This is a genomic window from Sporolactobacillus vineae DSM 21990 = SL153 (assembly GCF_000377985.1).
GTDB lineage: Bacteria > Bacillota > Bacilli > Bacillales > Sporolactobacillaceae > Sporolactobacillus > Sporolactobacillus vineae.
On record NZ_KB899042.1, the window covers coordinates 336,520 to 359,997 of the forward strand.

General features: G+C 50.2%; 25 protein-coding genes and 1 riboswitch. Of the genes, 5 read left to right on the plus strand and 20 right to left on the minus strand.

Annotated elements, in window-relative coordinates:
* Positions 1 to 21: 21 nt before the first annotated feature.
* From D889_RS0101690 to D889_RS0101705, 4 genes are all read right to left on the minus strand, one after another.
* Positions 22 to 1,002 carry a protein kinase family protein gene (locus D889_RS0101690; protein WP_010631373.1) on the minus strand — a complete coding sequence of 327 codons (981 nt, stop codon included), beginning with the start codon at positions 1,000 to 1,002 and terminating at the stop codon, positions 22 to 24.
* 132 nt (positions 1,003 to 1,134) lie between these two features.
* Complete coding sequence (locus tag D889_RS0101695; protein WP_010631374.1) at positions 1,135 to 1,902, minus strand: TIGR01457 family HAD-type hydrolase; 768 nt, start codon at positions 1,900 to 1,902, stop codon at positions 1,135 to 1,137.
* A gap of 36 nt (positions 1,903 to 1,938) precedes the next feature.
* Positions 1,939 to 2,388, minus strand: a complete 450-nt coding sequence (locus D889_RS0101700; RefSeq protein ID WP_010631375.1) for a DUF86 domain-containing protein — start codon at positions 2,386 to 2,388, stop codon at positions 1,939 to 1,941.
* Between the two features lie 130 nt (positions 2,389 to 2,518).
* A complete protein-coding gene (locus D889_RS0101705; protein WP_010631376.1) occupies positions 2,519 to 2,809 on the minus strand; it encodes a YutD family protein in 291 nt (96 codons plus the stop codon).
* Positions 2,810 to 2,996: 187 nt separating this feature from the next.
* Between D889_RS0101705 and D889_RS0101710 the strand changes: the two genes are divergently transcribed.
* Positions 2,997 to 3,986 (plus strand): M23 family metallopeptidase, encoded by a 990-nt coding sequence (locus D889_RS0101710; protein WP_010631377.1) that lies wholly within the window; start codon positions 2,997 to 2,999, stop codon positions 3,984 to 3,986.
* A 16-nt stretch (positions 3,987 to 4,002) separates the two neighbouring features.
* Here the strand turns inward: D889_RS0101710 and yunB are convergent, their stop codons facing one another.
* From yunB to gcvH, 14 genes are all read right to left on the minus strand, one after another.
* A complete protein-coding gene (gene yunB, locus D889_RS0101715; RefSeq protein ID WP_010631378.1) occupies positions 4,003 to 4,830 on the minus strand; it encodes a sporulation protein YunB in 828 nt (275 codons plus the stop codon).
* 72 nt (positions 4,831 to 4,902) lie between these two features.
* Positions 4,903 to 5,202 carry a YunC family protein gene (locus D889_RS0101720; RefSeq protein WP_010631379.1) on the minus strand — a complete coding sequence of 100 codons (300 nt, stop codon included), beginning with the start codon at positions 5,200 to 5,202 and terminating at the stop codon, positions 4,903 to 4,905.
* 77 nt (positions 5,203 to 5,279) lie between these two features.
* Positions 5,280 to 6,656 carry a bifunctional metallophosphatase/5'-nucleotidase gene (locus D889_RS0101725; protein WP_010631380.1) on the minus strand — a complete coding sequence of 459 codons (1,377 nt, stop codon included), beginning with the start codon at positions 6,654 to 6,656 and terminating at the stop codon, positions 5,280 to 5,282.
* Between the two features lie 198 nt (positions 6,657 to 6,854).
* A complete protein-coding gene (gene sufB / locus D889_RS0101730; protein ID WP_010631381.1) occupies positions 6,855 to 8,258 on the minus strand; it encodes a Fe-S cluster assembly protein SufB in 1,404 nt (467 codons plus the stop codon).
* Positions 8,259 to 8,372: 114 nt separating this feature from the next.
* Positions 8,373 to 8,828 (minus strand): Fe-S cluster assembly sulfur transfer protein SufU, encoded by a 456-nt coding sequence (gene sufU / locus D889_RS0101735; RefSeq protein ID WP_010631382.1) that lies wholly within the window; start codon positions 8,826 to 8,828, stop codon positions 8,373 to 8,375.
* Positions 8,818 to 10,041 carry a cysteine desulfurase gene (locus D889_RS0101740; RefSeq protein ID WP_010631383.1) on the minus strand — a complete coding sequence of 408 codons (1,224 nt, stop codon included), beginning with the start codon at positions 10,039 to 10,041 and terminating at the stop codon, positions 8,818 to 8,820. The genes sufU and D889_RS0101740 overlap by 11 nt, the downstream gene beginning before the upstream one ends.
* A complete protein-coding gene (sufD, locus tag D889_RS0101745) occupies positions 10,041 to 11,348 on the minus strand; it encodes a Fe-S cluster assembly protein SufD (RefSeq protein WP_010631384.1) in 1,308 nt (435 codons plus the stop codon). Before sufD ends, D889_RS0101740 begins: the two co-directional genes overlap by 1 nt.
* Before the next feature lie 32 nt (positions 11,349 to 11,380).
* Positions 11,381 to 12,163, minus strand: coding sequence for a Fe-S cluster assembly ATPase SufC (sufC, locus tag D889_RS0101750; protein WP_010631385.1), 783 nt, complete (start codon positions 12,161 to 12,163; stop codon positions 11,381 to 11,383).
* A 376-nt stretch (positions 12,164 to 12,539) separates the two neighbouring features.
* Positions 12,540 to 13,358: a MetQ/NlpA family ABC transporter substrate-binding protein gene (locus tag D889_RS0101755; RefSeq protein WP_010631386.1), complete on the minus strand. Its 819-nt coding sequence runs from the start codon at positions 13,356 to 13,358 to the stop codon at positions 12,540 to 12,542.
* A gap of 55 nt (positions 13,359 to 13,413) precedes the next feature.
* Positions 13,414 to 14,079: a methionine ABC transporter permease gene (locus tag D889_RS0101760; protein ID WP_010631387.1), complete on the minus strand. Its 666-nt coding sequence runs from the start codon at positions 14,077 to 14,079 to the stop codon at positions 13,414 to 13,416.
* Entirely contained in the window at positions 14,076 to 15,101 is a 1,026-nt protein-coding gene (locus D889_RS0101765; protein WP_010631388.1) for a methionine ABC transporter ATP-binding protein, read from the minus strand. The genes D889_RS0101760 and D889_RS0101765 overlap by 4 nt, the downstream gene beginning before the upstream one ends.
* A gap of 197 nt (positions 15,102 to 15,298) precedes the next feature.
* A riboswitch (SAM riboswitch) is annotated at positions 15,299 to 15,415 on the minus strand.
* A gap of 97 nt (positions 15,416 to 15,512) precedes the next feature.
* Positions 15,513 to 16,442, minus strand: coding sequence for an anti-sigma factor domain-containing protein (locus D889_RS0101770; protein WP_010631389.1), 930 nt, complete (start codon positions 16,440 to 16,442; stop codon positions 15,513 to 15,515).
* 44 nt (positions 16,443 to 16,486) lie between these two features.
* Complete coding sequence (sigI, locus tag D889_RS0101775; protein WP_010631390.1) at positions 16,487 to 17,245, minus strand: RNA polymerase sigma-I factor; 759 nt, start codon at positions 17,243 to 17,245, stop codon at positions 16,487 to 16,489.
* 284 nt (positions 17,246 to 17,529) lie between these two features.
* Entirely contained in the window at positions 17,530 to 17,916 is a 387-nt protein-coding gene (gene gcvH, locus D889_RS0101780; protein ID WP_010631391.1) for a glycine cleavage system protein GcvH, read from the minus strand.
* Positions 17,917 to 18,124: 208 nt separating this feature from the next.
* Here gcvH and D889_RS0101785 point away from each other — a divergent pair, with 208 nt between their 5' ends.
* The 4 genes from D889_RS0101785 to D889_RS0101800 all read left to right on the plus strand — a co-directional run bounded on the left by D889_RS0101785 (position 18,125) and on the right by D889_RS0101800 (position 20,499).
* Complete coding sequence (locus D889_RS0101785) at positions 18,125 to 18,403, plus strand: hypothetical protein (protein ID WP_010631392.1); 279 nt, start codon at positions 18,125 to 18,127, stop codon at positions 18,401 to 18,403.
* An 11-nt stretch (positions 18,404 to 18,414) separates the two neighbouring features.
* Entirely contained in the window at positions 18,415 to 18,735 is a 321-nt protein-coding gene (locus D889_RS0101790) for a spore coat protein (protein WP_026039048.1), read from the plus strand.
* 216 nt (positions 18,736 to 18,951) lie between these two features.
* On the plus strand, positions 18,952 to 19,713 hold the full coding sequence (locus D889_RS0101795; RefSeq protein ID WP_010631394.1) for a CAP domain-containing protein: 762 nt from the start codon (positions 18,952 to 18,954) through the stop codon (positions 19,711 to 19,713).
* A 144-nt stretch (positions 19,714 to 19,857) separates the two neighbouring features.
* Positions 19,858 to 20,499 (plus strand): GDSL-type esterase/lipase family protein, encoded by a 642-nt coding sequence (locus tag D889_RS0101800; protein WP_010631395.1) that lies wholly within the window; start codon positions 19,858 to 19,860, stop codon positions 20,497 to 20,499.
* 41 nt (positions 20,500 to 20,540) lie between these two features.
* Here the strand turns inward: D889_RS0101800 and D889_RS0101805 are convergent, their stop codons facing one another.
* Positions 20,541 to 21,191: a YpjP family protein gene (locus tag D889_RS0101805; protein ID WP_010631396.1), complete on the minus strand. Its 651-nt coding sequence runs from the start codon at positions 21,189 to 21,191 to the stop codon at positions 20,541 to 20,543.
* Between the two features lie 135 nt (positions 21,192 to 21,326).
* Positions 21,327 to 23,477 carry an RNA degradosome polyphosphate kinase gene (locus D889_RS0101810; RefSeq protein WP_010631397.1) on the minus strand — a complete coding sequence of 717 codons (2,151 nt, stop codon included), beginning with the start codon at positions 23,475 to 23,477 and terminating at the stop codon, positions 21,327 to 21,329.
* Position 23,478 lies beyond the last annotated feature (1 nt).

Sequence of the window (23,478 nt, forward strand, 5' to 3'; positions counted from 1 at the left end):
TTTTTGCACCTGTTCAGGGATTTATCTCTGCTGTTCGTACGACCCGGCTTTGCTGACCCATTCCGGAACCGGGATCCAGGGATAGCGTGCCGCAAGTAACATGAGCAGCCGTTCCTTTTCCGGTGCCCGATCCTCAAACCGTTGCAGAGCCTCATGAAGGTGTGCCGTACCGCTCTCCCGTTCACTGAAAAAATACTGCTCGCAGCATGCAATATAGGCTTGCGGAAAAAGCAGGCGGGCAAACACCGATGCCGCCGTTCGGCGGGTCAGCGGCCAGATCGCCTCGTAATCGTCAAGAAACTGTCTGGTAAGCACATCGGCTTCCTGGGCATTTGCCCGCCAGGCAAGTGCTCTTAGCCAATCCGATAAATCACGGGACCGATCTTCCGCGACCCAGTTTGCGGGATTCTCGGGATAGAGTGCCCTTATCCCAGTCAGGCGTCTGTGCGTGAGGACCAGGGGATCCGGTTCCGGTTCATCAATCGTCAGATTTACCAGATACTGAAGCGCATTTTCAGCGCAACCGGCGAAATAGGCAAAATTTGCGAGGAATATCCGTTCAAAAGGGGTATATTCAGATTTCCCTTCGAGCTCCCTGAATTTTTCCCCCAGCCGGTCCAGTTGACCGGCCAGTCCGGCCGACTTACCGGAAAGCGGTGATTCGGAAAAATAACTGATATCGGCGATGCGCGTCTCCTGATGAAAGCGGGCGAGCATCCGTCCCGCCGGCGGCAGTATCTGTCTCTCACCGGGAACCATCATCAAAATCACCCGTTCGCCGTTCGCCTCCAGTGTAAAGCTGCCGGAAATGGTACGGACCATCCGGCAACAGGGGATCTCCGTATTCTGTGCCAGATGGCCGGCAGCAGACGAAAGGGCATCAAAATTCCGGTGATAAAAGGATCGTTCCGGCTGAAAGAAAAGCCGCAGCGGCTGGCTCCCGGACGCCTCCAGCCGGTAATTCCGGCTGACCAGTTCATGCCGTGCTGCACCATCTTCCATTCACGTTCCCTCCTTAGCGATCAGGGCTATGCCCAGTCTATGCATCAGGAACAGCGATCAGTAACACCGGCTGTTAAATTGAAAAAACCGTCCCTTAAAGAGGGGCGGTCTGAGAGGTTAATGGATTCAGTTTCAGAATTGCCATTCACTGAGTGAATTCACCTGATAAGTGGGCTGAACCGGTTTCTGTCTCAATGCCTGAGGTGAAGTCACACCGGTCAGAACAATCAATGTATCCATACCAGCATGAATTCCGGCAAGGATATCTGTGTCATAATTATCACCGATCATCAGCGCCCGTTCTTTGGTCGCGCCGATCTTCTTCAATGCGAGTTCGACGATAATCGGTTCCGGCTTGCCGATAAACAGCGGTGCTACACCCGTCGAGACACTGATCACTGAAGTCAGTGAACCGTTCCCCGGAACGAGCCCGTGCTCATTAGGGAGGGCAACATCCGGATTAGTGGACACAAACTTTGCACCGGCGCGGACAGCCAGACAGGCTTTTGCATATTTCTCATAGGTAATCTGCCGGTCCATCCCGAAAGCAACATAATCCGGATGCTCTTCGTCGTACGTCAGCCCCTCCTGTCTCATCGCCTGCTTCAGGCCCTCTTCGCCAATATAATAGACCGTCGCGTCCGGTTTTTCTGATTTTATGTAGCTTGCCGTGGCCATGCTCGTCGTCAGCACGTCATCTTCCGTGCAGGGGATACCGAAGCCCTTAAGTTCCTCAGCCACTTTTTCTTTCGTCCGTGTCGAATTGTTCGTTACAAAAAGGTACCGCAGACCGCGGCGTTTCAGTTCCTTGACAAATGCCACTGCTTCCGGAATTTGTTCCATACCGCGATAAACGGTACCATCCAGGTCGAGCAGAAATGCATCATACGTCTTTCTCATCCAGTTTCATCCTCCAGCTCTTTACAGCGGTCTTCATTAGATTTTATGTTTGTCCGGTGTGAAAGCAGATACCGGACCCAGCTCTTTTTCCAGGTAATCCGTAATCTGTCCGGCGAAGGCTTTTAACGCACGGATATTTTCGCTCATCGCTTTTTCCAGCAGCGCATGATCAACTTCGGTATAGTGCTGAACCAGCATCCGGCGAAGGTCAATCACCTTTCTGAGCGAATCAGCCTCCTCATGGGGAAGCACCGTTTCATCTTCAAGAATATCGATAATGTCTTCATAGCCGCCGGGATCCCGCATGATAAAGCCGTCGATCATCTTGTTGCCCACATCAATGATCGATTCAATCGTATTCTGAACGATCCGTTCAAGGGCCAGCTTTCCGATCGGTGTCTGCCAGCTGCCTTCCGGAAAAAGCGCAAGCAGGCGATCCAGGTAGTCGAGCTGATGCAAAATAGCTTCTCTGTCCACAAAGTACATAATATGACACCGCTCCTTCGGTCTGTCTGCGGAATCAGCCGTTCTGTTTTACCATCCCGCCGGCAGACTCATGAAATGCTTTTTTCTGAGCAAAATAATCCGGAAAACGAAGTGGGCTACTCTTGCCGATTTACTTTTTGGAAACTTTTTTCAGAACAAAATAGGCGCAGCCGAAGCCGCAGTATTCCACCAGATAATCCACCAGCGTGCTGATTTTCGTGTCAAACGTGGATTTGTGATTGCTGTCTTCGTAAAACCCGCGGAGACGCAGCTGATCGTAGCCCCAGTCACCGACAATGTAATCAAACTTTTCAAGGATATCGCTGTATCTTTTTAAAAATGCATCTTCATTCCAGCCATTTCGTACATCTTTGATCACCTCGTATCGGCGGTGATCGACAGATACGGTCGTTTCAAACACGTGGGTTTTCCCTCTTTCCGCTGCCCGGCAGTGAAGACTGAAGCGGGTGCTCCTGTGATTCAGCCGAGATGATCCTGCTTCCATTATAACAGATCGCACCGGTAAGCGAAAAAAGTCCTGCCCCGGATAAAAGTGGCGGTTCCCGCAGCTCCCGGTGATGAAGAATTCAGAAAGGATGAGCGCAATAATGAATCGTGTCTCGAAAATGATGTTTTGTCTGATGACCTTTTTCTTTGCTTATTCCGGTTTTGCTGATGCCGAGCACAGTGATCCGGTGACGCCGGCGGATCAGCGAAAGAGCCTGTATCTTAAAACAGCTGCCCTGACCGGAGTTGACTGGGCGATGCTTGCCGCCTGCGACCAGTATGCCCGCAATATCACCGCTTCGGTAAACCGTCCGGAACACCGACCGCTGATCAGTCTGACAAGTACGGACCGGGACTGGGCAGGGCTCTTTAATATCCGTCTGCACGACCAGGATCCGGTCTCGATTGATTTCTTCGGTGGAACAGGAAAGGATGGCAACGGGGACGGCAAAGCCGACCCGAAAAACCCGGAAGATGCGCTGCTGGCCTTTGCCGAGCAGCTTGCCGCTTTCGGTCCGGGAGAAGAGAATACCCGTATTGCCATCTGGAATTATTTTCACAGAGGAAAGGCGGTCGAACTGATTGAAGAGAATGCGGCTATTTTTCGAAAATTCAATACAGTCAATTTAACCGGCTATGCTTTTCCACTTCCGCTGACCGCAAATTATGATTATGAGCCGACATGGGGCGCGCGCCGCGGCTGGGGCGGCCTGCGCATTCATGAAGGAACCGATCTGTTCGCCGACTATGGGACACCGGTACGGGCAACGGCCTACGGGGTCATCGAAATGAAGGGCTGGAATAAATACGGAGGATGGCGGATCGGTCTTCGCGACCTTCAGGGAAATTATCACTATTTTGCCCACCTGAATGGTTATGCCCCGCATCTGAAGAAAGGCACGGTCACCAGCCCGGGCCAGATTATCGGCTATGTGGGCAGCTCGGGTTATGGTCCGAAGGGGACGATGGGCAAGTTTCCCCCGCACTTACACTACGGCCTCTATCATGATAACGGCGTCAGCGAATATTCCATTGATCCCTATCCCTCCCTGCGGCTCTGGGAGAATCAGGAACGTCTCAAAAGGAGATAAGGACTACGGATTCTGGCTACTGACTGTTCGCTGAAGTTCCCTTATTCGAGCTGCCCGGTGGATTCACCGGAAGTGCCGGTGACAACCCGCTCGCGCCTGAACTGTAATAATAAGGCACACCTTTGGGAAGGACACTGGAAGCAACTGGAATATGCTGAGAAATGGTTTTGGACTGAATGGCAAACGGAACAATGACGTCTACTTTTACTTTGACGTCCAGATAAATCATAAAAACAATATTGTTAATCCCGATATTCTGATAGTTCCAGCGCAGATCCGTCTGAACATTGCTGACGACATCCATCTTCACCGGTACTCTCGGACCGTAATTGCTCAGTAAAGCATTGTTCATAATCTGTCCGAGCGGGATGTCGGCAATAATCCCTCTGTTTCTTTCGCCTATGAAATATTCCAGATCCGATCCGGGACCATTCGTCATTGAAATTTGTCCTTTTTCCGCAGCGCGGAGAAACCAGAGGATCCGGTTGGATACCACGGTCTTTATCCGGTTTGCCTCACCCGAATCAAGGTAGTAATAGCTGATCTCTTTCTGGTTATTCAGGTGGGTCACGATCAATTTATTCGCATCAATGCCCGGCTGCTTGTTCGGATCATCGCCGGACTTCAGGTTCGCCAGGACACTTTCTCCGGTACCATAATTGATGGCATAGTTGCCCAACTGCTCAGCCTGGGTCACGGCAATGCCCATTAGCGCCGGCTTCATCTGTTCATTCACCAGCCAGATACCCATCGACGTGAACAGGACAAAAAGGATCAGCGAAACAAAAAACACTCTTCTGGCCGGCATACTCCTGCTTCGGTAACGTCTGCTGGGTTTAAACATGACAAACCCCCTTCACAACATCTATATGCCGCAAAGGGGACAGATAAAAGTCTTTTATTAATTCGGGAAGAGCTACATGAGCAGAAGAGCGTCTCTCCCTGACGTTCCGGGAACGATGCCTCGTTTTTCCGCCTCGAGCGTCACCTCCGCCAGCGGCGCGTCAAGAAGCTCCTCCAGCGTCCTGACGCCGACGGCTTTTCCGGCGATGATCCGACGGTCGGAGAGTTGATCATTCAGCAGCCTCACATCAAGGGCTCCGCACATAATATATCCCGTATCATTCGATATGCTGAGCAGCGTCGTCTTCGGCAGTTTTACCGATACTCCTGTAAATGGCCTGCCGCCGATTTCAATCAGTTTCAACTGAATCAATTTCAGCCGCCTCCTTCGCTACAGCCTATGAACGCTCCGCAAAGAAGGTGACAGATACCCGACTGTCCGAACAGGGATTAATCCAGTTCGCTCAGGCGCCAGGCCAGCAGATCCCGCAGCGTCTCAGGAAGGTAGAACTCCTGCCGGGCCCGCACAATCGGCGGCAGAAAGTGCCCCATTGTAAAGACATCGATCGTCCCGATACTGTATTTTTTCTTCAGATCAAGCGGCGCTCCCGCGACACGAATCGTTGCGGCACGGACTTCTCCGCTCTCCGGATCGGTCGCATACGTCAGATGGCTGAAAATCAGTTTCCCGATGACTTTGCCGCGAAATCCGAAGCCTTTGAGTTCGTAAGTCTGAAAATCCTTTTTCAGTCCGATCGCAATCATCTCGGCAATCTCTTGACCAGTAACTACCACCCGGCACGGATTAATCGGATGCGGACAAATATGGTGAATATCATAACGGGTAACCGCACCGGCCGGCAAGCCTTCAAGGATGACGCCGGCATTGACCATGCCGATCTGCGCGTGGCACCACTTCCGGAGCGCGTCAGCCATGATTGACGTGATCTCGGTATCCTGATACCAGTTGACTTGAAGCGGCCGTTTCAGCCACGTGATTTGTTCCTGCATCCTGTTTACCCCGTCAGCAGTCAGCCGGCGTACTTCCTGATCCGTCTGTGCATCAGGCGCCTCTCTCAGCGTCACGAGATCGGCTCCCTTATGAACCACCTTGTGCGCTTTTTCATCGTATTCAACGACGACGTGACCCGCGTAGCGCCCGTATTTTCCGGCCTGGGCAATCAATGTCGTGCCGACCGTCAGTCCCTGCTCCAGCGCATGATGGGTATGGGCCCCGATGATCACATCGATGCCATCGAGTTCCTCAGCAACCCGTTCGTCAAAAGGAAGACCGACATGTGAGAGCAGAACAATCAGATCTGTCTTCGGCTTCAGGGCCGCTACGATCGGCTTCAGTTCAGTCATCGGATCATGGATATCCCATCCCAGCAAACTGTAGAACTTAGGAAATGCAGCAGTCAGGCCAATCAGGCCGACCCGAACACCGGCCATCTGATGAATCGTCCACGGGATGCACCACTCCGGCCGTTTCCCGTTCTCGTCATACAGATTGGCCAGAATAATCGTGAACTTCCGCTTCTCATAGGCGACCTTCAGAATATCTTTTGTAAACGTAATGCCTTCATTATTTCCGATCGTAATATAATCATATCCGGCATCATTCAGCAGCCGGACATTGCCCCGACCCAAAAGGCCCTCCGTCATCGGATGATAACGGTCCATATGATCACCAAGATCGAGTGTCAGGTATGGTTCTCCCTGGCGGCGCAGTGTCCTGCGCTCCTTATTCAGAAAACTGACGAGACTGCCCCAGTGATCAAAGTGACTGTGCAGATCATTTGTGTGTAAAAAGTGAAGTGATATCAAACATAGGCCTCCCAGGCTTCACGTTCAGTCAAACGAGGATCCTTATCCGGACCCAGATTATCATTTTAATCCAACTCTCCGGCCCTGTCTGTCAGAAAAGCACGCTTTCTGTTTCCTCGGCAGAATAAACCGGAGGGCCTCCGATCTGACACCCAGATCGAAAGCCCCCCGTCCGTTGAAAGAAAATTTGCAGTAGGATCAACCGATGGATCCAGCCATATTGTATTTAATCAGCCGGTTCATTTCGACAGCGTATTCCATCGGGAGTTCTTTGGTAAACGGTTCAATGAAGCCCATCACAATCATCTCTGTAGCTTCTTCTTCAGTAAGCCCGCGGCTCATCAGATAGAACAGCTGCTCTTCGGACACTTTGGATACTTTCGCTTCATGTTCCAGTGAGATATCTTTATTCAGTACCTCATTATAGGGCACAGTGTCGGAAGTCGACTGTGCATCCATAATTAACGTGTCGCATTCAACATGTGCCCGCGAATTTTTCGCTTTCGGACTGAAATGAACTTTTCCGCGATAGGTAACATTGCCGCCGTTTTTCGCAATCGATTTTGAAATGATCGTGGATGACGTATTCGGTGCCAGATGAATCATCTTTGACCCGGTATCCTGATTCTGCCCCTTGCCGCCGATGGCAATCGTCAGTGTATTCCCCCGGGCGCCTTCACCTTTAAGAACGACAGACGGATATTTCATTGTGACACAGGAGCCGATGTTCCCGTCAACCCATTCCATCGTGGCGTGTGCTTCACAAATGGCACGCTGGGTAACCAGATTGTAAACATTGTTCGCCCAGTTCTGAATGGTCGTATACCGGCAGTAGGCGTTCTTACGGACATAAATTTCCACAATGCCGCTGTGCAGCGAGCTGTTGGAGTACACAGGTGCCGTGCACCCTTCGACGTAGTGGACGGAAGCACCTTCGTCGACAACGATCAGCGTCCGCTCAAACTGGCCCATGCTTTCGGAATTGATCCGGAAGTAAGCCTGCAGCGGGGTCTTGCACTTAACACCCTTCGGCACGTAGACGAACGAACCGCCGGACCAGCAAGCTGCATTTAATGCGGAAAATTTATTGTCGGCATAAGAAATCACTCTGCCAAAGTATTCACGAAACAGGTTTTCATGTTTCTTCAGTGCTGAGTCGGTATCCATAAAGATGATCCCCTCTTTCTCGAGATCCTTCTTCATGCTGTGATAAACAACTTCTGATTCATATTGTGCCGAGACACCGGCAAGATATTTGCGTTCGGCTTCCGGAATCCCCAGCTTGTCGAACGTGTCCTTAATCTCTCCCGGAACTTCATCCCAGGAACGGCCCTGATTCTGAACGGGTTTTACGTAATAGGTCAGGTCGTCAAATTTCAGAGCACTGAGATCGGCGCCCCACTGAGGCATCGGCCGCTTGAAGAAATGGTGCAGACCCTTAAGCCGGTATTCCAGCATCCATTTCGGTTCATTCTTCTTTTTTGAGATTTCACGGACGATATCCTCGCTCAATCCCCGTTTGGTACGGAACACGGAGACATCCTTTTCTCTGAATCCGTATTTATATTCATCAATTTCCGGAATCTTCTGTTCTGTGGCCATGACATTGCGCCTCCTTTAAATTTTCTGTCAGAACGGATCACTTGAAGGTTTCGTCTTGTTAGGTCCGATGATCTTGTCTTCATCATTTTAACAGAATTCACAGAATTGTTGAAATTATTGCTGCTCAGCCTGCAATTTTACCGCCTCGCGCAGGCATTTTTCCATAGCCTTCCAGGGCAAAGTCGCACATTTGATTCTTGCCGGCCACTGGGAGACGCCCTGCAGTGCCTCAGCATCTCCCAGATCCAGGTCGTCATTATGCTCCCGGCCCTGAACCAGTTCTGAAAAGTCAAAGGAAAGCTCATCGACATCCTTGATCCTGAGCCCCTTCACGGCTTCGGTCATCATCGATGCAGAAGACTGGCTGATCGCGCAGCCGCTGCCGCTTGTCTTAATATCGACAATCTTGTCTCCGTCCAGTTTCAGTGAGACAAATATTTTATCCCCGCAGGAAGGATTATTCATGCTGATCGTCATGCTGTCCGGACCTTCAAGTGTCCCGTGATTGCGGGGACGTTTATAATGATCCATGATAACGGAACGATAGAGCTGATCCAGATTAGATGGCATGTTCAAAGAACTCCTTTGCATCCTTGATTCCTTTCGCCAGCTTTTCAATCTCATCCATTGTGTTGTAAAAATAGAAGCTGGCGCGCACGGTGGACTCGCATTTCAGAACCTGCATCAGCGGCTGGGCGCAGTGATGGCCGGCCCGGACAGCGATCCCTTCTGCATCAAGCGCTGTGGATACATCGTGCGGGTGGATCCCCTTAATATTGAATGTGACGAGACCGGAACGTGATTTGGGTCCGTACACCGTGACGCCGTCTATCGCTGAAATGGTTTCATAGGCGACATCCGTCAGCTTCTTTTCATAAGCCTGGATCTCATCCATGCCGATTCCATTGAGGTAATCAATTGCCGCACCGAGTCCGATCGCTCCGGCGATATGCGGTGTACCTGCCTCGAACTTCCAGGGCAGTTCAGCCCATGTCGCACTGTGGAACCCGACTTCGTCGATCATCTCACCGCCGGTCTGAACCGGCTCCATGGCCTCCAGCAGATTCTGCTTGCCGTAAAGGACACCGATCCCGGTCGGACCAAGCATTTTGTGACCGGAGAAAACAAAGAAATCCGTATCCATCTTCTGAACATCAACCGGCATATGCGGAGTACTCTGGGCCCCGTCGACCACCATGATGGCTCCCTTTTCGTGAGCGAGCTGAGCAATCTTCGTCACCGGATTCACTGTTCCCAGCACATTGGAGACCTCCGTGCAGGAGACAATCTTGGTACGTTCGGTAATCGCATTCCTGACCTTATCCAGGTCCAGTGTGCCGTCCGGCTCCATCGGAAAATAGTTCAATACCGCACCGGTCGCCCGGGCGACCTGCTGCCATGGAATCAGGTTAGCGTGATGTTCCATTTTGGTGATGATGATCTCATCGCCGCGCTTCAGATTGGCCATTCCGTAACCATAGGCAATCATGTTCAGCGAATCGGTGGTACCTTTTGTATAGATGATTTCTTTTGTACTTTTTGCACTAATAAATTTTCTGATCTTCTCACGGGCATCTTCATAATGTTCTGTGGCCCGCGTGCCGAGCGTGTGTACTCCGCGGTGGACATTTGAGTTGTCCCTGCGGTAATAATCGGAAATCGTGTCGATTACCGAATTGGGTTTCTGGGAAGTCGCCGCATTATCCAGATAGACAAGATGATGCCGGTTTACTTCCTGATCCAAAATCGGAAAATCTTTGCGTATCGCTTGTACGTCAATCATCAGCCAACCTTCCTTTCAATCAGACCGGACAGTTGATTTCTAACTCCGGCGACGGGAAGAAGATCGACTACCGGTTCCAGAAATCCCTCAACGATCAGTTTCTCAGCGGTTTCCTTGCGAATGCCGCGGCTCATCAGATAATACAGTTGATCCTGATCTACCCGGCCTACCGACGCGGCGTGGCCGGCAATAACGTCGTACTCATCAATCAGCAGAATCGGGTTGGCATCGCCGCGAGCCTGATCACTGAGCATCAGGACACGCTGTGTCTGCTCCCCGTCGGCTTTGGAAGCACCATGCTCAATCTTTGTCCGGGCATTGAAAATGCAGTTCGATGCATCCTTCAGCGCACCGCGGACAAGCATCCTGCTAATCGTTCCCTTGCCGACATGGCGGATATAGTTGTCAAAGTTCTGTTTCTGCTCCCCGCTGCCGATACTGACCGCTTTCGTATCGGCCGAAGAACCGTCACCCTGCAAATCAGTGGCGTTTTCCGAAAGGGTGTTTCCATCGTTCATCTGACCGAGTGCCCACTCAAGACTGCCGTCACGAGCAACGCTCCCCGTCCGGTTTACATAGGTAACGATTTTATCGGAAAAGTTATCCACAGCGCCATACTTGACGTGAGCATTTTCTCCGACGCGGACCTCACTGATCAGATTCGCAACGCCCTCACCGACCGAACTGCCTGACAGGAAGCTTTCGACATAGGTCACTGAGCTGCCCGGCTCTGCAGCGATAATTGTGTGAGCGATCAGTCCTGATGAAGGAGCGTCCTGATAATAAACGGTCTGAACCGGTGTTTCGATCGCGACGTTTCTCGGAATATAAAGGAATGTGCCGCCGTTGACAAGCGCCGCGTTTAATGCCGTCAGCTTATGCTTTTTAAGCTGCGTCGTTTTGAAATAATATTTTTCGACCAGGTCGCCATGTTCCCGTATCGCCGTCGCAAGATCGGTAAAAATAACACCCTTCTCCTCAAGATCCGGGCGAATGCTGCGAAAGACCGGGGTGCCGTTGTGGTGAACAAGAACATTCCCGGCTTTTTCTTCAGCACCGATTAACTGTCCTGCGTTCCCCGGCAGTTTGGCAGGATCATGGACCGGTTTCCCCACCGCATTATAGTCGAAGCGGGTAAAATTCCAGCTGTCGATCCTTGTCTTCTCAGGATTCGGAAGCGGAAGCTCCTCAGCAAGACTGAGTGCCTGAATGCGTCTATCGGTAAACCATTTCGGTTCAATTCTCTCTTCAGAAAAGCGTGTCAATGCTTCCGCATCAAACGGAAGGCTCTGCACTTCTGTTGCCATATTCTCACTCCTGTTCTCCGTATGGTGGCTGATCAGGCTTCAACGGTCTCGTCGTCTTTGATGCCAAGTTCTTTTCTCAAGCCGTCATAGCCTTCCTTTTCGAGACGTACGGCCAGTTCCGGTCCGCCTGTGGTGACAATGCGGCCGTTCATCATGATATGCACTTTGTCCGGTTTGATATAATTCAGGAGCCGCTGGTAATGGGTGATAATCAGACAGCCGAAGTTTTCCGAACGCATCGCGTTCACACCGTTTGCCACCCATTTCAGGGCATCAATGTCCAGCCCGGAATCGATTTCGTCCAGTATGGCGAATTTCGGTTGCAGCATCAGCAACTGCAGGATTTCATTGCGCTTCTTTTCACCGCCTGAGAATCCTTCGTTGACATAACGTTCTGCAAAGTGATGGTCCATCTCCAGAAGGTCCATCTTTTTATCCATTAATTTGATGAACTTCATCAACGGAATTTCGTTGCCTTCACCGCGTTTCCCATTGATCGCGGTTCTGAGGAAATCGGCATTGGTGACGCCGCTGACTTCACTCGGGTACTGCATCGCCAGAAACAGTCCGGCACGGGCACGCTCGTCCACGGTCATATCCAGGAGATTTTTGCCGTCCAGTGTCACGCTTCCTGAAGTCACCTGATACTTCGGGTGGCCCATAATCGCCGACGCAACAGTTGATTTTCCTGTCCCGTTCGGCCCCATCAAGGCATGAATTTCCCCGCCTTTGACGTCAAGATCAAAACCCTTCACGATATTCTTGTCTTCGACCGACACATGAAGATCTTTTATTCTCAGTTCCGGTATCGCCATCTCATTGCCTCCAGTATTATTCGGATCACAGGCTCCAGGAAAAATGCCGAGCTTCGGCAGATTCTCCTGTTCCTGCCTTATATTTGACTGAAATCCATTCTCAATCTATTCTCATTACAATATTATATCAGATGTAAATCGATAGCAACTGAAGAAAACTCGTCGCCGGATCGGGATATGGAAAGGTATTCCGCCACAGGAACAATGCCTTTATTATAACGCTGATTCAGAGATAATTAAAAAGCATTCTGCTGACCGTGTGCACAACATCTTCGGTTAGTATCTCACCGGAATAGCCAAAAATCCGCAACCCATAACGAGCGGGAAACGGATTTTTAATGAGAATGCCTTGCAATGCTGTGACTGACTCAGTTGCTCAGTCTTTGACAGGGAGAACGGCACCTTTATATTTCTGAGTAATGAAGTTCTGGATGTCCTTGGACTGTAATACCTGAACAAGGGTCTTGATCGCCTTTTTGTTCTGATCGCCTTTTCTTACAGCAATGATGTTGGCATATGGCGATTTGCCGCCTTCAAGAATCCGTGCATCCTTCTGGGGATCAAGTTTTGCCTGAAGCGCAAAGTTTGTATTAATAGCAAACAGATCAGCCGCATTGTTCAAATAGGCTTTCGGCAGGATCGCCGGATCGATCGGCTGCAGGAATTTCAGATGTTTGGGGTTAATGATATCATTCAGCGTGGCGTTGATTTTGTCGACGCCAGGTTTGATTTTGAGCAGTCCTGCGGATTCCAGGAGAATCAGAATACGTCCCTGTTCGGATTTATTATTGCTGATCTGAATCGTTGAACCATCTTTGATTTCGCTGACTTTCTTATATTTCTTAGAGTAAATGCCAAACGGTTCGATGTGAATCTTCCCGGCACTGACTAAATTCGTATGATGCTGCTTATTGTAGAGATCCAGGAACGGGATGTGCTGGAAATAGTTCGCATCCAGCTGTTTTGCTGCCAGAGCTTTGTTCGGCAAAACGTAATCATTGAATACTTTCACCTTAAGATTAATGCCCTTTTTCTTGAGAATCGGCGCTGCCTTTTTCAGAATTTCTGCATGCGGTACCGCTGACGCGCCGACAACAAGTGTTGTCTGCCCGTTCGTACCGGCACTGCTCTTTCCGCAGGCCGCTAGAACGACCACCAGTGATAAAATCAATGAGAACACAAGTATTTTTTTCATGTGCAGTTTCCCCCGGTTAAATGTTTGTTTTTAGGATGCCATCTGTAAATCTTCTTTATCTCTTATCAATTCTCCGTGTCACACGGTCTCCAATGAACTGAATGATAAAAACAATGACCAGAATAATGATTGTTGCGGCAAAGGTCACATCGTTATTATTTGCTTCAAATCCTTCATTATACGCCACGGTACCCAGGCCTCCTGCACCGACGACACCGGCCATTGCCGTGTTGCCGATCAGTGCGATCAGAGTGACCGTCATACCGGAAATCAGAGACGGAAGAGCCTCCGGAAGCAGAACCTTAAAAATAATTTGCAGCCGGGTAGCCCCCATCGATTCGGAAGCTTCAATGACCCCTTTATCGACTTCCCTTAAGCTGATTTCCACCAGCCGGCCGTAGAAGGGAGCTGCGCCGATGATAATCGACGGCAATGCCGCAGAAGCGCCGATCATCGTACCGACAATAATTACGGTCAGCGGGATGAGTAAAATGATCAGGATAATAAAAGGAATGGACCGAAAAACATTAACGATTGAAGATGTAATCCGATAAACCGTTATATTTTCATAGAGCCCGTCTTTTGCGGTCAGATAGAGCAAAAGGCCAAGAAAAAGTCCGATAATAAAAGTGAAGACGCCGGAGATCAGTGTCATATACAGTGTCTGGCCTGTCGCCAGAAGCATGCCCGACCAGTCCACATTTGGAAACAGTTGGGTCATGAGGACAGCACCTCGGTCCTGACGTTCTTCAGGTTCGCGGCATGAAGAACGGATTGGATCTGCGCCTCCGGACCGGCAACACGTAATACAATTTCTCCTTTAGTTCCCTTAACCGCACCGGGGATCAGTTTGCTTTCAATAATGTCAGTCTCGATCCCTTCATGACCGTAGAACGCAGAGAGAACCGGCTCCTGCCGTGTCCGCCCGTCGAAAGTGATCCGGATGATCTGTCCGTCCGGATAAATCGTGCGAAATCTGTCGAGACTGCCGGATGCATCATCCGACTCCGGTTTTATCCCGATGAACTCTTTTGTGATCTGTTGTTCCGGATGTGCGAACACATCCTTTTCAAGCCCTTCTTCGACAATCGTCCCGTGATCCAGTACAGCTACACGGTCACAGATTTTCCGGATCACCTGCATTTCATGAGTGATGATGACAATCGTGATACCGATTGAGCGGTTGATTTTCTGAAGCAGCTGAAGGATTGAATCAGTTGTTTTCGGGTCAAGCGCCGATGTCGCTTCATCACAAAGAAGCACCTTAGGATTGCTGGCCAGTGCCCGGGCAATCCCGACCCGTTGTTTCTGTCCGCCGCTTAACTGAGACGGATAGGAAGATTCGCGGCCCTCAAGGCCGACAACGCGAACAAGTTCTTCGACCCGCGATTTGCGCTCTTTCTTCGGAATGCCCGCCAGTTCCAGAGGAAATGAGATATTTTCCTCCACCGTTCTTGACCAGAGCAGATTGAAATGCTGAAAAATCATGCCGATCTGCTTCCGTGCTTCACGCAATTCCTTTTCAGACAGCTCAGTCATGGTCTGTCCGTCAACTTTAACGAGTCCGGATGTCGGCCGCTCCAGAAGATTAATTAGCCGGATGAGTGTGCTCTTTCCAGCACCGCTGTAGCCGATCACGCCGAAAATCTCACCGCTGTTGATGTTGATGCTGACATCTGTCAGGGCTTCAACAGGCCCTGTGTCCGTCTGATAAGTTTTTTTCACATGCTCTAATTCAATCAAAAAAATGGCCTCTCTTTCGGGAAACACTGCCGCTAAAATTATGTATTGCCCTGTTTTTAGTCGGATTTAGTGCTCTTTATTTCCCGCTCGATTCTGGTTGGTTCACATTTTTAGGTGCGTCTGCCTGAATACCCCTCCCCTTTTCGCGCGCTCTTTCCAAAATAAAAACCCCTCAGTATGAGAGAGGGGTGGATCCTCTCTCATCTGTCGAATGCAGTACATTCGCAGGAATTAGCACCTTCCCGGTTTTCTAGGAGAAAACCGAGGGTTGCCGGGCATCATCGGGCCAGTCCCTCCGCCGCTCTGGATAAGAGTTTTTCTGTTCAGTTCGCGTATGTTTAATTTACCATCTGCCCGTTTCTGTGTCAATCCCGTTTTTTAGTCCGGCCGGTAAAGGTACGTGCACAGGTATTAACCGCAAACGATGGAAGCCGCAATCCTCCTGCCCGGAAAAAGATAGCTGCTGGGCGTACCCCGGTCATTCTGCTGTATTTTGCCGAATGGATTCTGGAACAGGGTATGAACCGTCCGGATCGGGTAGGATAGCCCTTCGAGCCGTGGGCGGCGCGACGTCTCACCGGTATCTTTAATCTTCTCGACCAGTTTCTGCAGCGGTGTGCTGAAGGACGAAATCCCGATACCTGAAACGGAGAGAATCTTCATATTTTTTACAGAGACGATCGTTTGCTGCAGGCTTTCCCGGGGATGCAGCTGATTTTTCACTGCAGTAAATGTCTGTGTGTCTGCGGCGCCCGTGCGCCCCGATAAAGGTTCCGTCACCGTATGAAAACGGGCACCGGGAATGTATTTCAGTGTCTGGCTGACGAAAGTCTGCACCAGCCGGTCATGCAATACTTTCCGTTCCCTGCCGGTAACTTGTTTCGTGACGGCAGCCGAAAAAAGCAGTGAATGGCGCTCCTGGAATTCACCGTTACTATTGATTCTGCTGATCAGCGCCTCCGTAAATTGCCCGAAAGACAGGCTGTGCGCATAACGAGTATCCGAACCAACGGCAATTTGCCTTCCATCCGGTTCCCGGAAGGAAACAACATTAAAATTCCGATCGACCGCTGCCTCAACATGCGAGGCAAAAGAAAAGTTCACATAAGCGACCGGTTCTTCGGATTCAATGGCACTCTGCGTTAACGGAGCAAAGCACAACAAGGAAAAACTGAAGGCGATAACCGGAGCCATCAGCCGGCGCACAATATGCGCAAAGTGAGAAAGATGTTCGGTTCGGACTGTTTGTCCAATGGACAGCTGTGCCGATCTTCTGAGCCGGACGGACCGAAAATCACCGTCATTCGTCAGAATAACCGCACGCCGTCCTTTTCTGGACACAAGGACGCCCCGACTATTCAGCTCTCTTCCCCACCTTTCATCCGTCAGTGAACCGGTACGGACTCCGGTTCAATATATGACGTCAGTGCGCTGAATCCGCCGATATAGATCAACGCCAGTGCTATTATATACTTTCGATTCCTTTCGATCGTTTTGCGGCTGCATGACACAAATTGCAGCAAATCTTTTATCGGTAATTGCTTTTTCTTTTTCAGAAAACGGATCAGTTCCGGATGACCGACGAGGATCTTCGCCGAAATCTTGGCGTTTTCACGGGCATCGGCATGTTTCGGACAATGTCTGCTCAGCACATCAAAAGTGATTCCGTATTCCAGAAGCAGTTTCCTGTAACTGTCGATCTGGTCCATCCGCTCGCTGATCTTGCAGCTTTCTTCATAATAATCGATGGCCGCCCGCTGCTCCACATAGCTCTCTTCCATTTCGTTGTCTTCATCCGTTTTGGTCTGATCGAGATAAATATGACGGACCTGACGGGATTCCTTGCGGATAAAGTCGATAATTCTGCGACGGATCACCATATCGGCAAAAGTCAGGAATTTGCTTCCCTGCCCCTTGCGGTATTGGGTGATTGCTTCATTAAAAGCGACAAGCCCGACACTGAACTCGTCCATTGTCTGATCGATAAAACGATTGCATACTTTAGAAACAACCTTTTTAATAAAAGGCTGATAGGATTCAATAATTTTATTGCGCAGTGATTCATCGCCCTGCTGCGCACGGAAAACATTCATTTCCAGCGGATAATTGATATTGCCGCCCATTGCAAGCTGGCTGACGCTCATCACGGTTCCACCTCTCGCTTTTTTCTGGTAACTTTAGCCTGTAATAAACATAGCATGGTCTGCCTGACTGTACCTTTAATGTCAAAAATTTTTGTTAAAGTCGGCAGGAATTCCCTTAATCGAAAAATAAAAAATAGTCCCTGTTCTCTTTTATACCATGGCTGCCGTTTCAGAGGAAGCGACATTCTGGTAACAAAAAGATGACAGGAACTGTTATTTTTCGCGCTAATTTTACCATCCACAAAATTCCAGAGAGAGAATCCGCTGAAATGCAGCGTTATTCCTTAGTTCTCATCGATCAGTTTCTCATAGGCCGCCGCGTCCAGCAGCTCATCAAGGCCTTTGCTGTCAATGTCCTTCAGTTCAACCATCCAGGCCTTTTCATAAGGCGACTCGTTCACCAGCTCCGGTGCGTCTTCCAGTTCCTTATTGGTTTCGACAACAGTGCCGGCCACGGGTGCATAAAGCTCGGAGACCGTCTTTACCGATTCCACACTGCCGAAAGAATCCCCGGCGTTAATCTGAGTGTCCGTTTCCGGCAGTTCAACAAAAACAATATCGCCCAGTTCCTTCTGTGCAAACTCAGTAATGCCCACCTTGTATGTTCCGTCTGATCCTTTTTTCACCCATTCATGATCTTTTGAATAAAGCAAATCTTTAGGTACACCCATTCGCCGTATGCCTCCGCTTCAGATTTTGGAGCCGCATGCTCCTTTATGATCTTTTCATTATCCATTATATCCTAAAAAGAAACAAAAGCAGATACCTGCGGGCCAACGAACCGACTTTTTTCCAGTCCTTATATGAAATGATTTCCCATGCTGCGGACATAATACCAATGAGCGCCGTCACCAAAAACTACAGGAGTGTGAAGCACACATGGTTATGCAGCCACAGGACGGGCAGACTCCGATGACTTTTGTCCAGCCACCGGACATTCTCTCCACAAAGGACTTTCTTTACATTGAAGACATGCTGTCATGGAACCTTGAGGTAATCAAGAAATCGCACGCGTATGCCGCACTGTGCCAGGACCGTGATGTCGTTCAGGCGATGAACCGGACCTGCCAGCTTCATATCCGTCACTATCAGGATATTCTGAATCATCTCGGCAAACATATCCAGACAGCGACGATGGCGGGAGGGATGATGCCATGATGAAGCAGCCGATGCAGGCAACAATGATCCAGAATACGGAGACGCAGGTCCCGAAAACGCCGCAGATGAACGACCGGGACTATCTGAACGACATCCTGCTGACTGAAAAGTATCTGGGCACCTCTTATGTACACGCGCTGCAGGAAGCCAGCCACCAGACATTATACCAGGACATTAAGAAAGTGTCCGATGCGACTTGCGACCATCAGCGCGATCTGTTCAACCTGATGTTTAACAAGGGCTGGTACAAGGTTGAATCCCAGGATCCGCAGAAGATTCAGCAGACGCACCAGCAGTTCAGTCAGTACGCGCAGCAGCAGTTCCCGCAATAAAGAGCTTTACCAGAAGCCTCGGCAGGCCGGACAATTGATCCGGTCTGCCGGGGCTTCTTGTGTTTGCTCAGCGCTTCAGAAGTCGATCTGACGGTCAGGCTTTCCAGGATACCGGTTAGCTTTTCCAGAAATATGGTAACATCATGCAATTCCTTTTGCACCCCTCCGAAAGTCTCATAATCTCGAAACCTATGAACCAAGGAGGGAGTTGCAGAAATGATTAAGAAGTTACTTGCTTTAACACTTGCCGGGGCACTGGCCCTGCCGTTTGTCTCCGGAGGAAACGCACAGGCTGCATCAAAACCTGTTTCCGTCAACTACACCAAACTCTTTGACGGGCAGAAACTGAAGGGCAGCCAGGTATCCGATTTGGAGGGCATTCTTCGGCAGCTTGGCCTGAAACTGGATCTGTCACAAGTCAATAACGGTGTTTACCAGAAGGTCAAGGTTCCGGCCAACTGTGCACCGGCAGCCAAGAAGCCGGCACCTGAGACGGCACAGCCGGCTAAACCGAAACAGCCGGCCAAGCCAGCTCCGGCTGCGAATAACAACTCAGAAGCAAAGGCAAATCCGAAGACTGGAAGTCAGTTAAACGCTTTTGAGAAAAAAGTCGTCGACCTGACGAATCAGGAACGGACGAAAGCCGGACTGAGCCCGCTGAAATCAGATAACGCGACCCTGTCGAAAATGGCGCGCGATAAGTCCGCCGATATGAGGGACAAGAATTATTTTGATCATCAGTCCCCGACTTACGGCTCGCCGTTTGATATGATGAAAAAATACGGCATCACCTACCGCGCAGCGGGAGAAAATATCGCTGCCGGTCAGAAAACGCCTGAAGAAGTCGTCAATGGCTGGATGAACAGCCCGGGACACCGTGCCAATATTTTAAATGCGAATTATACAACCATTGGTGTCGGTTATGTGACAGGCGGCTCATACGGAAGCTACTGGACACAGGAATTTATCGGTAATTAATGATCCTTCATTCATATCGGCGCAGTGCCTCGCAGACAATTGCTGCGAGGCACTGCTTTTTGTCGTCAAATTATCCGTTGCGTCACCTGTGCCGCACCTGTCGCATATGCTGATTACAGATTTATATTCCGGAAGGTGTTGCCTATGCTCTATACTGCAATCGGTGATTCACTGACCGTCGGTGTGGGGTCGACCTTCTTTCAGCCGAACTTTGTCCGGCTTTATCAGCAGGAACTTGAGTACTACTTCAGACATCCGGTAGACAAACGCGTTTTTGCGAAAAACGGGGCGACCACGGCAGAGATTCTCGCCTCGCTGTCGCGTCCGGAAGTCATGAAAGGTGTGCAGGAAGCGGATGTCATCACGGTGACCGGCGGCGGCAACGATCTGCTCCGCGCCGGGAAGGTCTGGATGAAAACCGGTGATCGTGAGGCAGTCGCTGCAGCGATCCGAAATTGTCTGGAAAATATGCAGCAGATTGTATCGCTGCTGATCCGCCTTCATTCCGTCCATGATCGTGCGCCCCTGATCCGTGTGCTGAATCTGTATAATCCCTTTTACCGGGTTCCTGAGTCTTATGGCTGGCTTCATGCATACAATCGTGAACTCAGCCGGCTTGAGCATCATCCGGCGGTTCGCGTTGCGGATATCTGTCAAGCCTTCTACGGTTATGAACCTTATCTGCTCAGTATCGATCACACACACCCCAATCCGGTCGGTTACCGGGTGATCGCCCGGACCGTCGGCAGACTGGGATTCGCCGAAAACAAGGAACCGCAGAATTGAAACAGGACCTGGAACTGATCTGTTCCAGGTCCTTTATCGTGTTAAGCCCGCCACTTCGGAGGCATATTTTTCCCCCAGTAGATTTTCTTTAATTCATGGTGTTTCTGAAAACCGTCCTGAGCCGTGTGATAGTGGAAGTCAAACCAGTAACCATTTTTCGGCGGATGATCCCGGCGGACATGCAGCTTCAGTACCTCACTGCCTGAATCTGTCTGGTAAACATGAAGAATGCGTTCACCCATGCCCGAAGACGGGGAATGGGTCACATCCAGATGCCGGATCCAGCGGGCATCATGGCGGTCACTGACCCGTTGCACCTCCATAAGAAATGCAGGCGCAATGTCTTGATTGTAAACGTTGCTGATTTCTTTCGCAACGCGGGGGCCGAATTTCTGACTGCCCTGCTGCCTCAGCTGCTGAAGCGTATAGTCTGAAAAGGCCTGAACAAGCTTTTCTTTCGAGGCATTTGCCGAAACAGTCTCCGTCCATGACGTTTGCTCTGTGTGATCCGGAATGCCGGATCGATCGGACGCAGCAGGTTTAAACGCTTCGTCAGGACTTTTTTCTTTATAAATAGGCTCATTATTGTCTGGTTTATCGACGTAATGCGCCGGAGATGACGGAATGACTGTGCCAAAAGTCAGGATCGCCACAAGGGCAACCAGAATCTTCTTTACCCATTCCGGAATCATTGTTCGGATCCCCCAGTTTGTTCAGACCTGCTTAAAATACTGCGGCTTTCTGTCACCCCGAATGAATGGAGCGTACACGTTTAAGAAGCCCCTAATTTTAATCAAATAGCGACGGCCGGGCCGCTGCACCGTGCTTCAGTCTGATGTACGGTCGTCTTCATCCTCATCTTCGTGACCCATGATCGGCGTGAATGTCCGTTTTTCACGGATCGATTTCTGCCGGGTGGCCGCACGCCGTTCCGCAAGCCGGGCAAAATATTCCTGGGCATTTACCGGGATCTTCCCCCGTTTGTCCTCCTTCACATACTGCCCGTCGCGTTTCAGAACGCGTGTTTTCACGTTGTCGCTCATCATGATATCAAATAGATCGACAATGGTGGACTGAATCTGCCCGTCTTCGATCGGAAACATCAGTTCTACCCGCCGATTCAGATTTCGCGTCATCAGATCGGCACTGGCCAGGAAAACTTTCCGCTCCCCGCCATTTCCGAAAATATAGATCCGGCTGTGTTCCAGATACCGGCCGACAATCGAATGCACTTCAATGTTCTCACTGATCCCGGGGATACCCGTCCGCAGGCAGCAGATCCCGCGGACGAGCAATTTGATCTTCACACCGGCAGCAGAAGCCCGGTACAGAGCCTTAATCATCTGTTCATCGGAAAGAGAATTCATTTTGGCATGAATGTAAGCCGGCTTTCCCGCCTCTGCCTCATGAATCTCGTTGTCGATCAGGTGAAGCATCGTATCCCGCAGCCAGAGCGGAGCGATGACCAGCTTATGAAAATAAGGCGGTTCAGAATAACCCGAAAGCATGTTGAACACATTGGAAGCATCAATTCCCATCTGCTCATTGCTCGTCAAAAGACCCATATCGGTATAGAATTTTGCTGTAATATCGTTGTAATTCCCGGTACCGAAATGCATGTAGCGTTTGATGCCTGTGGATTCACGCCGGACAATCAGCATCATCTTGCAGTGCGTCTTCAGCCCGACAAGTCCGTAGATGACATGACAGCCCGTCTTCTCCAGCTTCTGAGCCCAGTTAATATTATTTTCCTCGTCGAAACGCGCTTTGAGCTCAACAAGCACCGTAACCTGTTTCCCGTTCTCTGCCGCGCGTTCAAGATAGCGGATGATCGGCGAATTCCCCGATACACGGTACAGTGTCATTTTAATCGCCAGCACATTTTGATCGACAGCAGCCTGGCGCACCATCTCAATCACCGGGTCGAAAGAATCATAGGGATGATGGAGAAAGACATCCTTTTCCCTCAATGTATCGAAGATCGGATGGTCCATCAGCTCGTAGTGAACAAACGGCCGGTGCGGCGGAAACCTGAGATCATCCAGATCATCCAGCACCCCCGCCAGCCTGGATAAAAAGGTCAGATCGATCGGACCGTTAACCTGATAGACATTGTCCTTGCTGACATCCAGCCGTTTCGTCAGCGTCCGGAGCAAACGGTCACTGATCCCTGATTCCACATCAAGATGGATGACATTCCCGCGCTCCCGCTTGCGGAGCTGCTTTTCAATTTCTTTCAGAAGGTCTTCTGTATCCTCCTCATCAACTTCCAGATCCATGTCACGCATGACGCGGTAGCACGAAGCTTCATCGATGATATAGCCGACAAACAGTTTCTGAAGATGGCGCCGGATAATGCTCTCTAACAGGACAAAGTCATATTCTCCGTCTGCAGAAGGGATTTTGACGACTCTCGGCAGCACATTCGGCACCTGAACCGTCGCAAACTCGTGATTCTTCTGTTCTTCGCCGGATTTATGGATAAAGGCGGCAATATTGATGCTCTTATTCAGAATCAGCGGAAAAGGACGTGATGAATCGACGGCCATCGGTGTCAGTACCGGATAGACTTCCCGGCTGAAATAATGGTCGACAAAATCAAGCTGTTTCCGGGAAAGCTCCGCCAGTTCCAGCACATGAATGTGATGCTCATTCAGCAGCTTTTTCAGAATTCTGCTGTATGTTGAATATTGCTGGCTGATCATCTGGTGCGCCGCTTCACTGATCTTCACCAGCTGCTGACTGGGCTTAAGACCGGCCGGATCCGGTTTCTCATAGCCGACTTTGACCATATCGCTCAGTGATGCCACTCGGACCATGAAAAATTCATCCAGGTTGCTCGCTGTGATCGAAAGGAACTTGATCCGTTCCAGCAGTGGATTTTCTTTATCCCTTGCTTCTTCTAGGACCCGTTCGTTGAATTTCATCCAGCTCAGTTCACGATTATAAAAGTATTCCTTTTTGCCGAAATCTGTCATG

What these genes read in the sequence shown, in the direction of transcription:
- sufC (WP_010631385.1), bottom strand. Translation starts at nt 12,163, where the DNA reads ATGGCGATACCGGAACTGAGAATAAAAGATCTTCATGTGTCGGTCGAA.
- sufU (WP_010631382.1), bottom strand. Translation starts at nt 8,828, where the DNA reads ATGCCATCTAATCTGGATCAGCTCTATCGTTCCGTTATCATGGATCAT.
- D889_RS0101710 (WP_010631377.1), top strand. Translation starts at nt 2,997, where the DNA reads ATGAATCGTGTCTCGAAAATGATGTTTTGTCTGATGACCTTTTTCTTT.
- D889_RS0101800 (WP_010631395.1), top strand. Translation starts at nt 19,858, where the DNA reads ATGCTCTATACTGCAATCGGTGATTCACTGACCGTCGGTGTGGGGTCG.
- D889_RS0101690 (WP_010631373.1), bottom strand. Translation starts at nt 1,002, where the DNA reads ATGGAAGATGGTGCAGCACGGCATGAACTGGTCAGCCGGAATTACCGG.
- sufD (WP_010631384.1), bottom strand. Translation starts at nt 11,348, where the DNA reads ATGGCAACAGAAGTGCAGAGCCTTCCGTTTGATGCGGAAGCATTGACA.
- yunB (WP_010631378.1), bottom strand. Translation starts at nt 4,830, where the DNA reads ATGTTTAAACCCAGCAGACGTTACCGAAGCAGGAGTATGCCGGCCAGA.
- D889_RS0101760 (WP_010631387.1), bottom strand. Translation starts at nt 14,079, where the DNA reads ATGACCCAACTGTTTCCAAATGTGGACTGGTCGGGCATGCTTCTGGCG.
- D889_RS0101795 (WP_010631394.1), top strand. Translation starts at nt 18,952, where the DNA reads ATGATTAAGAAGTTACTTGCTTTAACACTTGCCGGGGCACTGGCCCTG.
- D889_RS0101740 (WP_010631383.1), bottom strand. Translation starts at nt 10,041, where the DNA reads ATGATTGACGTACAAGCGATACGCAAAGATTTTCCGATTTTGGATCAG.
- sigI (WP_010631390.1), bottom strand. Translation starts at nt 17,245, where the DNA reads ATGAGCGTCAGCCAGCTTGCAATGGGCGGCAATATCAATTATCCGCTG.
- D889_RS0101790 (WP_026039048.1), top strand. Translation starts at nt 18,415, where the DNA reads ATGCAGGCAACAATGATCCAGAATACGGAGACGCAGGTCCCGAAAACG.
- D889_RS0101810 (WP_010631397.1), bottom strand. Translation starts at nt 23,477, where the DNA reads ATGACAGATTTCGGCAAAAAGGAATACTTTTATAATCGTGAACTGAGC.
- sufB (WP_010631381.1), bottom strand. Translation starts at nt 8,258, where the DNA reads ATGGCCACAGAACAGAAGATTCCGGAAATTGATGAATATAAATACGGA.
- D889_RS0101695 (WP_010631374.1), bottom strand. Translation starts at nt 1,902, where the DNA reads ATGAGAAAGACGTATGATGCATTTCTGCTCGACCTGGATGGTACCGTT.
- gcvH (WP_010631391.1), bottom strand. Translation starts at nt 17,916, where the DNA reads ATGGGTGTACCTAAAGATTTGCTTTATTCAAAAGATCATGAATGGGTG.
- D889_RS0101700 (WP_010631375.1), bottom strand. Translation starts at nt 2,388, where the DNA reads ATGTACTTTGTGGACAGAGAAGCTATTTTGCATCAGCTCGACTACCTG.
- D889_RS0101755 (WP_010631386.1), bottom strand. Translation starts at nt 13,358, where the DNA reads ATGAAAAAAATACTTGTGTTCTCATTGATTTTATCACTGGTGGTCGTT.
- D889_RS0101785 (WP_010631392.1), top strand. Translation starts at nt 18,125, where the DNA reads ATGGTTATGCAGCCACAGGACGGGCAGACTCCGATGACTTTTGTCCAG.
- D889_RS0101805 (WP_010631396.1), bottom strand. Translation starts at nt 21,191, where the DNA reads ATGATTCCGGAATGGGTAAAGAAGATTCTGGTTGCCCTTGTGGCGATC.